This window comes from Collimonas arenae (assembly GCF_001584165.1).
Classification (GTDB): Bacteria; Pseudomonadota; Gammaproteobacteria; order Burkholderiales; family Burkholderiaceae_D; genus Collimonas; species Collimonas arenae.
The window spans coordinates 4,713,875-4,723,987 of sequence record NZ_CP013233.1; the positions used below are offsets into that span (position 1 = coordinate 4,713,875).

A 10,113-nucleotide genomic window follows, 5' to 3' on the forward strand; every position below is an offset into this window, starting at 1 on the left:
TGCACAACCCGTTATCGATCGTAGTATTCGCGATAATGTTCATGCCGCCACTCGCGACGCCGCCATTCTTCACGACGCCATTCCTCGTCGCGACGCTCGCGCCATTCGCGACGTTCGCGCCAGTCTGGCTCGACATAGACTTCGCGCGGCGGGTAATAGACCGGCGCAGGGACGTAGCGCGGTTCGTATTGCACTACCGGCGGGTAATACGGTTGAGGCGGCGGTTGAACGTAAATGCCTACACCGATATCAACATGGGCCGCAGCACTGCCGCTTGCGCCAACGATGATCGCGCCAAGGGCCAGACATACCAAAAATTTCTTCATATATTCCTACCTTGCCAGTATTGCATGCGGCGATTTCGCCAAATTGTGAATTCAGTGTACGGACGATGTGCCGCCGGAGGTGTACCGAGGGGCAACAATTGTAACGTTAAGTAAATGCATGTAGTAAAAATGGAAGAGCTATCGCTGAATATTTGTTCGCCAGCTTGTCGTGCAGGCAATTTTGCTGCGGGGCGGCATTAAGTCCGGTAATCAGCGGCAAAGCCAATGTGGGAAACGTATTTGCCTTTTTCAGAGAGGCCCGCGGACTTGTCGTTGCAATACGAAAATCAACCGGCAAAGCGGAGCGCAGCTTGTACATGCCGTTGCTTTTTGTTTCACGCCCTGAACTTTTTGGATTTTTTTTAGCGGGCTTTTCCGTTGTATAGTTGGCGCAAAACGGGAGAATCGCATGAAGACCATCATTCTCGCGGCGTGGCTACTCGTTGTGTCGTGCGGCAGCAGCGCCGAAGAGATATCGAAAGAGGCGTGGTGTTCATCAACATCGCAAATCTATGAAACAGCTGTTTACGCGCGGGATATGGGCAAGAGCCAGAAGACCGCGCTCGACATGGTGTCGAAGTTCACGGCGATTCCTGTTGATGTGCAAAAAGGCATAGTCCGCCAGGTCTACTTCTCCAAGGAATTCCAGAATGTCGGCAGCCAGGGATTGCGCTGGGCAATCCTCAACATCTGCCTGCATGAGTCGAAGAAGAACAAACCCCTCAAATAGCATCTGAATCTCGAATTCGTCAGCACGCGCGGCGCCAAATCCCTTGGGTTAGTATGTCTTCCTGCACAATATAGTGTTTCGGAAAACAGAGGGAGCTGGGAATGGGTAAAGGCAGGCTGGAAGCGTTTAGCGATGGTGTCATCGCCATCATCATCACCATCATGGTGCTTGAAATGAAAGTGCCGCACGGTACCGATCTTGCCGCGCTGCAGCTGGCCTACCCGGTATTTCTCAGCTATATCCTTAGTTTCGTCTATACCGGTATTTACTGGAACAACCATCACCACATGCTGCACGCGGTGCAAAAGATCAACGGTCCGGTGTTGTGGGCCAATTTGCATTTGCTGTTTTGGTTGTCCCTCATTCCTTTTGCTACCGGCTGGATGGGCGAAAATCATTTCGCCGAGCTTCCGACCGCCCTGTACGGCGTGGTCCTGCTGATGACCGGTATCGCCTACTACATTCTGAGCCGTAGCCTGATCCGCATGCATGGCGACAATTCGCAGCTGGCGCAGGCGATCGGCAACGATGTGAAAGGCAAGCTCTCCGTCGCCGCCTATGCGCTCGCCATCCCGCTCTCATTCGCCAATCGCTGGCTGGCGCTAGGGATGTATGTCTTGGTGGCAATCATGTGGCTGATTCCCGATCGCCGCATCGAGAAGGTCATCCACAACTGATGCTGGCGGCGTTCAGCTAGGTGATATTGCCATTGAGACAGTTTTCTTGAAAAGGGAATAAGAACAAAATCGCATTCCGTCCCTCTAACAGGAAGCGCCGCCTGCTGCGCTCAAACCAGAGGGGATAAAAATGAAAAATGCACATCGTTTTTTCACCGCAACCAAACAAGGTTACACACTGATCGAACTGATGCTGATTGTAGCGATCATCGGTATCCTGGCGGCGGTGACCATACCGGCCTATCAGGTCCACGTGAAGAAGGAAAAATTCGCGCAAGTGGTGGCGGCCGGTTCGACAGCCAGGGCCGCAGTTGAGGCTTGTGCGCAGCAGCTGAAGACTGTCGCCGGCTGCAATGGCGGCAGCAACGGTGTTCCTGCCGATGTCACTGGCAATGCCGGCAATTATGTCGCTTCGGTTAGCATCAAGGACGGGGTAGTGACGGTTGTACCGCAAGAGAAAGACGGCATTCTTGCAAGCGATACGTATGTAGCCACGCCAACCATGCACGGCGCTGATAATCCGCTGCAATGGTCAACGGCCGACAGTGGCTGTATCGCGACAGCGCTTTGCAAGTGATGCCGTCAGCGCCTTGACGCCTGCGCAGCCAGTGGGCCTCCCGGTGGCGCTGCGTCTCAGCCCGCTCCGCGCAAAGCGGTCAGGTCCGGCGTGATGCGCAGCGGACGCTGCACCGGCGATAGCGCTTGCGGACGCTGTTTCTCCGCCACGTTCTCGACGCCGTCTGCAGAGATCGCTTCAAGGAAAGCCAGCACGTTGCGGTGGTAATCGACACGCATCTCCGCTTCCAGCAACTGCCGTTCTGCTTGAAACAACGCCAGGCGCGCATCACCTAATTCGCGGTCCGCGACCTTTTCCGGCGTCAGGACATACTTCATCGCCAATCTGTTAAGCCAGCTCATGTTGGCACCTCATTTGTCAGGAAGACGCTCTGATCATAAAGCGTTCTGGATAAAGCTGCTGGGAATTGACATCATTTAACAACTGTTGTGGATTCTCAACATCGAACACCGGGAAAACGGGGGGGCAATTCGATGCGCCGACTGTGAACCGCAATTGGTGTCAGACTAGGCCATTCCCCCAACAATAAGGAGTTCACATGAAACGCTTGACTCTTTTGTTTGTACTTACGGCACTGCTCGGCGGTTGCATCGTGGTACCCGATCATCCGAGAGATGGCGATCGTTACGAGCATCGCGACGATCGCGGTTATGGGGATCATCGAGGTGACAATCCGAACCGTTATTAACCTCTGGTGTTAACACCGGCAACCTCGGATCGGCGACGATCCGAGGTTTTTCATTTCTGCACCGACGATAAAGTCTCCGCCTCGTTGGTAGCCGATATCAAATGAAGTCACATTGCAGGCAAAAACTTCGACAACGACAGAGAATTGGCATGCCTATCTGTTAAATTAATATGCATCTATCCGCGCAACACGGCAATGCCGTGGCGTCGATTAAATTCTTTGACGGCAGATACGGATAAATCCAGGTCGGAAGCATACCAACAGGAAAAGAAATCCCATGACCCAACGCAAGCCAGGCGAGTCCGAACCGAGCAACAAGAAAATCCAGCATGCCGCGTCGACCGTGCTTTACGCGCTGCTCGTCATTCTCGCGCTGTGGGTGGTGCGCGATTTTATTCCTGCTGTAGTGTGGGCTGCAGTCATTGCAATTGCGTTGTGGCCGCTGCTGCAGCACCTGGAATCCCAGCCGGGATCGCGTGCTCGCTCGACGGGCGTCGCTCTGCTGCTGACCGCCGCCGTTGGGTTGTTCATCGTGCTGCCCTTCTTGCTGGTGCTGACACAAGCGGCGCACGAGTCGCACGAGTCGCACGAACTCATTGCCTGGTTCAAGCAAGCTGAAGCGAACGGCATTCCACTACCGAGCCTGGTTGAGCATTTGCCGTTTGGCTCACAGCAGGTGAGCAGCTGGTGGCAGGAGAATCTCGCGCGCCCCCTGCACGAGTCGCCGGTGGCGAATGGCTTGCATGCCGAGTCCGTGCTCGCCTTTAGCAGGCATTTCGGCGCGGTCGCGGCGCATGGGCTGATCCTGTTCGGCTTCATGCTGGTCACGCTGTTCGTCATTTTCCAGGCCGGTTCGAACATGAGCGGCAATCTGATCAAGGCTACCCGCCGCGCATTCGGCGTCGATGGCGGTCAGCTCGTGGAACAAATGGCGGCCGCCGTGCGCGGTACGGTGTCCGGGCTGGTTGTCGTCGGTATCGGCGAAGGATTGTTGTTGGGCATCGCCTACGCGATCACCGGCGTGCCGCATGCAACGTTGTTGGGTCTGCTGACTGCAATCGCGGCGATGCTACCTTTTTGCGCACCGATCATTTTCTGCGCCGCCGCCCTCTGGTTGTTCGTGCAGGGCGCAACCGTCGGCGCGCTCTGCGTACTCATATTCGGCTTTGTCGTCGTCCTTGTGGCCGAACACTTCGTGCGTCCACTGCTGATCGGCAGTTCGACACGCCTCCCCTTCCTCCTGGTCCTGTTCGGCATCCTCGGCGGCGCCCAGACATTCGGACTGCTAGGCCTCTTCATCGGTCCCGCGCTGATGACGGTGCTGACCGTGCTGTGGCGCGCTTGGGTGAAATAGGTTTGCCTCTCGATAATCCGTGAAGATGCAAAAAAAAGCCCGCCAGCCTTGCGGCAGCGGGCTCTAAAATCCAAAACTTAGGGAGAGTTGGAGGAGACTTAACCGATATTGAGCCATCGAGATCATTTTCAATAGCCTTTCGGATTATTTTTTAAGGAAGTCTCCCCCCCGAACTGGCAACAGGCTGAAACGCGAAAAATTGTTCATATGTCAGCAATATCTCCTTGTCACAGCGAGGTGATCACACCAATAAATGCGAAACATTCGAGCCCGGTAGCACTTGCTTGACTCGGATTTCCTAGATTGACCAGCCTTCTCGTTGCTTATAGACATTTTTTGAATAGCTATTTAAGCTGCGATTTGCCAAGCCCGATTTCTATATCAAAGGAAATTGATCCAATGGAAACGCAATCGCCTGTTCTTGTCAGTTCTGGATATTGTTCCACTTGCGCTAGTGAAACCAGCTTCTCAGCGTCCAACGCTTGGTTACGAGATCATTTTCTTTGCTCAAACTGTGGCAGCATCCCGCGTGAACGGGCGTTGATGCAAATAATCGAAGCTTATGTTCCTAATTGGAGGACGGCGAAGGTCCATGAATCGTCTCCCTGCGGACGCGGTGCGAGCGCGCGTCTAACCAGAGAATGTCCTCGTTATATTTCATCGCAATTTTTTACCAATCACCCGCTTGGAAGTATTGTCGGCGATATGCGGTGTGAAAATCTTGAGGAACTCACGTTCGAAAATGAGAGCATCGATCTGCACGTTACCCAAGATGTGTTGGAACATGTTTTTAATCCAACCAAAGTCTTCCGTGAAATTTCCCGCACACTAAAGCCAGGCGGAATGCATATTTTTACCGCCCCTCTGGTGAACAAGTATTCGCCCTCCAGAGTACGCGCTACCATGCAAAATGGCGAAATTAATTACCTTGAGCCTGAGATATATCACGGCAATCCAATTGGAGACGGCAGAGCTTTGGTCACCATGGATTGGGGTTTCGATATCTGCCAATACATTTTCAACGCATGCGGACTATTTACGCAGATCTTTTACATCGATGACCTTAGCAAGGGCATCAGGGCCGAATACATTGAAGTCCTCATTACGTTCAAGCCGCTTCGCAATTAACTTTAGGGTGAGTGCCAGGCTCGTACTTATTTCCCGATACAAAACCGCGAAAAAATCACCCCCAACAAATCATCGGGCGTAAACGCTCCGGTGATGCTGCTGAGTCGGTCTTGCGCGAGGCGCAGTTCTTCCGCAAACAAATCCAGCGACTGATCGTTGACGTGGTTGTCGAGCGAGGCGTGTTGCTCGGCTATTTCCAGGTGGTCGCGGGCGGCTTTGAGGGCTATCAGGTGGCGTTCGCGGGCGAGGTAACGGGATTCGCCGGTTTGCTGCCAGCCGGCGATGCGTAGCAGTTCGGCGCGTAGCAGGTCGATGCCGAGGTGGTCGGTGGCGGACAGGTAGATGTGGGTGGCGTCGTTCATGACATCGACCGCGGGTTTGTGGCCGGACTGGTCGATCTTGTTCCAGATGCGGATCACCGGGGCATTGGTCGGGAAGCGGGCGATGATTTTTTCGTCGGCCAGCGCCGGGCCGTGGTTGGCGTCTAGCATATGCAGGATCACATCGGCCTTAGCGACGGCGGCCCAGGTGCGTTCGATGCCGATTCGTTCGACTTCGTCGCTGGCGTCTTCGGCGTCGCGGATGCCTGCGGTATCGATGATGTTGAGCGGGATGCCTTCCAGCTGGATCGTTTCTGTCACCTTGTCGCGGGTGGTGCCGGCGATTGGTGTGACGATGGCGACATCGGCGCCGGCCAGAACGTTGAGCAGCGACGATTTACCGACGTTCGGTTTGCCCGCCAGCACGATATTGAGTCCGTCGCGCAGCAACGCGCCTTGGGCGGCCTGGCTAAAGACGTTATCGAGTGTGCTGCGGATGTTGGCCAACTGGCCGCGGGCGTCTGACTTCTCGAGAAAGTCGATTTCCTCTTCCGGGAAATCGAGCGTCGCTTCAACCAGCATGCGCAGGTTGGTGACTTGTTCGACCAGTGCGTGGATCACCTTGGAAAACGCGCCGGACAACGATTCGGAAGCCGACTTGGCAGCCGCCTCGGTGGATGCCTCGATCAGATCGGCGACGGCTTCGGCCTGGGCCAGGTCGAGCTTGTCATTGATGAACGCGCGTTGCGTGAATTCGCCCGGCTCCGCCATGCGCAAGCCGATATCCTGCCCTGCCGCCAGGCAGCGGCTCAGCAGCATCTGCAGCACCACCGGTCCGCCATGTCCCTGCAGTTCGAGCACATCCTCGCCGGTGTATGAATGCGGCGCCTTGAAATAGATCGCCAGGCCCTGGTCGATGACGCTGCCGTCGGCGTTTTTAAATGGCAGATAGGTGGCGTGACGCGGCGTCAGCTTGGTTTCGGCGATGCCGCACACTGCTTCAATCAGGGAGCCGAGATGCTTGCCGGAGATGCGGACTACGCCGATGCCGCCGCGTCCGGGAGCGGTGGCGATGGCGGCAATTGGGGAGGAATCGAAAGACATGGAATTATTCTACGAGTGTTGTTGAGGATTGGAAACAGCGTTAAGCGCAAGCCAACAAAAAAGCCCGTGAATTCTTGATTCACGGGCTTTTTTACGACAGTCTGAACTGACCGGCTTTAGGCCTTGGCTGTTCCCATCTTGCGGGTGATCACCCATTGCTGCGCGATCGACAGGATGTTGTTGGTAACCCAGTACAGCACCAGACCGGATGGAAGAAGAAGAACATGACCGAGAAAATCAGCGGCATGAACATCATCACCTTGGCTTGCATCGGATCCGGTGGGGTCGGATTCAACTTGGTCTGGATGAACATCGAAATCGCCATCACGATCGGCAGGATGTAGAACGGATCCGGTGCTGCCAGATCGTGGATCCAGCCGAGCCATGGTGCGTTACGGAATTCAACGCTGGCCAGCAATACCGAGTACAGCGACAAGAACACCGGGATCTGAATCACGATCGGCAGACAGCCGCCGAGCGGGTTGATCTTTTCTGTCTTGTACAGCTCCATCATCGCCTGGTTCATCTTTTGCGGTTCGGACTTGTAACGCTCGCGGATCGAAGTCATCTTCGGTGTCACCAGCTTCATCTTGGCCATGCTGCGATAGCTCGCTGCCGACAATGGGAAGAACGCCAGCTTGATCAGAAGCGTCAGGCAGATGATGGTCCAGCCCCAGTTTCCGAGGATTTTGTGGATTTGCGTCATCAGCCAGAAAATCGGTTCGGCGATGATTTTCTGCCAGCCGTAATCCTTGACCAGGGTCAGGCCAGGCGCCAGTTTTTCCAGCACGGCGGTTTCTTCCGGACCGGAGAACAGGCGCGCATCCATGGTGACGCTGGCGCCCGGTGCAATCGTGCCCAGCGGCAGGATATTGCCCACTGCATACAGGTTGGTTGCCAGCTTCTTGGTGAAGATTTCACGTGGCGCCTTGTCCTGCGGGATGAATGCCGAAACAAAGTAATGCTGCATCAGCGCAAACCAGCCATCGTCAGCCTTGAAAGCGTGCTCGGCGTTGCCCTTTTCAATGTTCTCGAAAGTGAATTTCTGGAACTTGCTGGCATCGGTATAGACCGACGCGCCGGTAAAGGTATGCACGAAACGCTGTTCGCCGGCCGGCGCATTGCCGTCACGCACCAGTTGCAGGTACAGCGAAGGCGAGATCGGCGCACCAGTATCGTTGGTGACGGTGTGCTTGACGTCAATCGTGTACTCGCCGCGTGTGAAGGTGAACGTCTTGGTCAGCTTGACGCCGCCTTCGGTCGATTCCAGCACCAGTTGCACCTGGTTGCCGTTGTCCAGCGTACGCGGACCAGGCAAGGCCGTGAACGGCGACTTGTGGTTAGGGAACGGACCGCCGATCAGGCCGGTTTCAGCCAGATAGGTGCGGGTTGGGCTGGAGTCGAACAACACCAGGTTCTTGGTTGGGTCAACCGTGTCTTTTTGCGTCAGCAGTTCCAGGCGCTTCAGTTCGCCACCGACGGTATCGATGTCAGCTTTGACGACATCGGTAGTGATGGTGATGATTTCGCCCTTGGCGGCAACAGCCGAGGTTGCAGCAGGCACGGCGCCTGCGCCGGCGGCAGTTGTCGCCGAAGCTTGTGGCACGTCGGTGCTGGCGCTGGCGGCTGAGCCGGCAGGACCTGTAGCAACGGGAGCTGTCTGGTTGGCGCTAGGGAAGAACAGCGACGGTTGGCCGTTATGGCGCTGCCATTGGTCCCAAAGGAACAACAGCGAGACCGAAAATACAACCCACAGGACGGTACGTTTGATATCCATAAGAGTATTTATCTATGATTCAGGAATGGCTGCAACCGCACGATCGGGAAGCCGATGCGGAAGTAGTTGCAGAGGGGGATGTCGATGACTGATGTGGCGGAACCGGATCGACGCCGCCGGGATGCCAGGGATGGCATTTGCACAGGCGACGGCCAGCCAGCATGCTGCCCTTGAGGGCGCCATGCGTGCGGATTGCTTCGGCTGCGTAATCGGAACAGCTTGGATAAAAACGGCAATTCTGTCCCAGAAACGGGCTGATGCCCAGTTTGTAGAGTCGCAACAGGAACAGTAGAGGCATTTTCATGACAGCTTTCTTCCCTTTTTCATCCAGCCCCGGCCCCAATTCGTCCTGGCGCTGACTGCCTGGCAGCAGCGTGGCTGTTGCCGGTTGTCATTGCCGCAGTGAAGCGGACGATGTAGGCCAAATTACGCGCCGGCGGACAGGCGTTGCGACGAGAACAGTTGCGTCAACTCGTTGCGCAGTTCCTGCTTCAAGCGCGCGGTGGTAGCCGGACCAGCCTTGGTGTTTACCGGTTTCGATAAACGCACAATGCAGTCGATTGGCGGCAATGGTGTCAGACGAAACAATTCGCGCGTAACCCGTTTGACCGTGTTACGCGTGACAGCGCGCGGCGCCAGCCGTTTTGCCGCCACCACGCCCAGACGGGCATGCGGCAATGCATTACGGCGGGTGTACAAAACGAAATGCGCCGTTCTGTAGACGGGGCGCAAACGAAAAACGGATGAGAACTCATCCGTTTTAACGATGCGCCGTTCACGTGAAAAGTCTTGGACGCAGTTCTGTGAACGGCCGTCTGTAGTTTCTGTCACGCAAGCAACGCTGTTTGCGTCCGGCTTTAGATTAAGCTGCCAGACGCTTGCGGCCTTTGGCGCGACGTGCATTGAGCACAGCGCGGCCACCGCGGGTTGCCATACGGGCGCGGAAGCCGTGAGTACGCTTACGGCGCACGACGGAAGGTTGGTAAGTACGTTTCATGTTGGTCTCGCTAATCAGCAAAAATAAATCGGATCATCACACTCAGAGCGCTGGGTTTCTACCCTTTCGCTACCTGATATGACCTGGCTGCCACGCCATCCAAACAACGGATCCGGGACAACGACAGATATCAATCAATGCGCAAACTGGCAATTCAGCGGACAGTGAACCTTGAATTAGAACGCATTTTCTGCTTGTTTGTCAATCACTTAGCTGCCTTTTACACCAAGTCGTTTTACTTTGTCCACATGCAATAAATGCCCGCGCCTGTGGATAACTTGCGTCAGCAAGGGTAGAATAGCGACTTATGTGTGGCACGCCCGCCAGTTACGTATTGCGCAGTATTGAGTATTCACTACTGAACCCGCGTGCAATAAAAAGACCAAGCCAGGGCGTAAAGAACCTCATCCCGCACACTTTCACTTAGAACGATTC

Annotated in this window: 13 protein-coding genes and 1 pseudogene; 6 read left to right on the forward strand and 8 right to left on the reverse strand. The window is 55.4% G+C overall.

Annotated features, from left to right (window positions below; translation table 11 throughout):
• Positions 1-11: 11 nt before the first annotated feature.
• Positions 12-326 carry a hypothetical protein gene (locus CAter10_RS21615; RefSeq protein ID WP_061535073.1) on the reverse strand — a complete coding sequence of 105 codons (315 nt, stop codon included), beginning with the start codon at positions 324-326 and terminating at the stop codon, positions 12-14.
• A gap of 106 nt (positions 327-432) precedes the next feature.
• Positions 433-645 carry a hypothetical protein gene (locus CAter10_RS22670; protein ID WP_128083167.1) on the reverse strand — a complete coding sequence of 71 codons (213 nt, stop codon included), beginning with the start codon at positions 643-645 and terminating at the stop codon, positions 433-435.
• Between the two features lie 90 nt (positions 646-735).
• Between CAter10_RS22670 and CAter10_RS21620 the strand changes: the two genes are divergently transcribed.
• The 3 genes from CAter10_RS21620 (at position 736) to CAter10_RS21630 (ending at position 2,310) form a co-directional block, all read left to right on the forward strand.
• Positions 736-1,056 (forward strand): hypothetical protein, encoded by a 321-nt coding sequence (locus CAter10_RS21620; RefSeq protein ID WP_061535074.1) that lies wholly within the window; start codon positions 736-738, stop codon positions 1,054-1,056.
• A gap of 101 nt (positions 1,057-1,157) precedes the next feature.
• Positions 1,158-1,733 carry a TMEM175 family protein gene (locus CAter10_RS21625; protein ID WP_061535075.1) on the forward strand — a complete coding sequence of 192 codons (576 nt, stop codon included), beginning with the start codon at positions 1,158-1,160 and terminating at the stop codon, positions 1,731-1,733.
• A 130-nt stretch (positions 1,734-1,863) separates the two neighbouring features.
• Complete coding sequence (locus CAter10_RS21630) at positions 1,864-2,310, forward strand: pilin (protein WP_061535076.1); 447 nt, start codon at positions 1,864-1,866, stop codon at positions 2,308-2,310.
• A 56-nt stretch (positions 2,311-2,366) separates the two neighbouring features.
• Here the strand turns inward: CAter10_RS21630 and CAter10_RS21635 are convergent, their stop codons facing one another.
• A complete protein-coding gene (locus CAter10_RS21635; protein WP_061535077.1) occupies positions 2,367-2,651 on the reverse strand; it encodes a hypothetical protein in 285 nt (94 codons plus the stop codon).
• Between the two features lie 197 nt (positions 2,652-2,848).
• Between CAter10_RS21635 and CAter10_RS22975 the strand changes: the two genes are divergently transcribed.
• The 3 genes from CAter10_RS22975 to CAter10_RS21645 all read left to right on the forward strand — a co-directional run bounded on the left by CAter10_RS22975 (position 2,849) and on the right by CAter10_RS21645 (position 5,480).
• Positions 2,849-2,998: a hypothetical protein gene (locus CAter10_RS22975; protein WP_164840478.1), complete on the forward strand. Its 150-nt coding sequence runs from the start codon at positions 2,849-2,851 to the stop codon at positions 2,996-2,998.
• Positions 2,999-3,275: 277 nt separating this feature from the next.
• A complete protein-coding gene (locus tag CAter10_RS21640) occupies positions 3,276-4,352 on the forward strand; it encodes an AI-2E family transporter (protein WP_061535078.1) in 1,077 nt (358 codons plus the stop codon).
• 303 nt (positions 4,353-4,655) lie between these two features.
• Positions 4,656-5,480 carry a class I SAM-dependent methyltransferase gene (locus CAter10_RS21645; protein ID WP_197467158.1) on the forward strand — a complete coding sequence of 275 codons (825 nt, stop codon included), beginning with the start codon at positions 4,656-4,658 and terminating at the stop codon, positions 5,478-5,480.
• A 26-nt stretch (positions 5,481-5,506) separates the two neighbouring features.
• Here the strand turns inward: CAter10_RS21645 and mnmE are convergent, their stop codons facing one another.
• The 5 genes and pseudogenes from mnmE to rpmH form a co-directional block, all read right to left on the reverse strand.
• Positions 5,507-6,904: a tRNA uridine-5-carboxymethylaminomethyl(34) synthesis GTPase MnmE gene (gene mnmE / locus CAter10_RS21650; protein WP_061535080.1), complete on the reverse strand. Its 1,398-nt coding sequence runs from the start codon at positions 6,902-6,904 to the stop codon at positions 5,507-5,509.
• 116 nt (positions 6,905-7,020) lie between these two features.
• A pseudogene (gene yidC / locus CAter10_RS21655) lies at positions 7,021-8,681 on the reverse strand (membrane protein insertase YidC).
• A gap of 19 nt (positions 8,682-8,700) precedes the next feature.
• On the reverse strand, positions 8,701-8,985 hold the full coding sequence (gene yidD, locus CAter10_RS22215) for a membrane protein insertion efficiency factor YidD (RefSeq protein ID WP_082798024.1): 285 nt from the start codon (positions 8,983-8,985) through the stop codon (positions 8,701-8,703).
• Positions 8,986-9,107: 122 nt separating this feature from the next.
• Entirely contained in the window at positions 9,108-9,512 is a 405-nt protein-coding gene (gene rnpA / locus CAter10_RS23875) for a ribonuclease P protein component (RefSeq protein ID WP_257722347.1), read from the reverse strand.
• A 31-nt stretch (positions 9,513-9,543) separates the two neighbouring features.
• The gene (rpmH, locus tag CAter10_RS21670; protein WP_061535510.1) at positions 9,544-9,678 is read right to left on the reverse strand and encodes a 50S ribosomal protein L34; all 135 of its coding nucleotides are present in this window, start codon (positions 9,676-9,678) and stop codon (positions 9,544-9,546) included.
• Between the last annotated feature and the right edge of the window lie 435 nt (positions 9,679-10,113).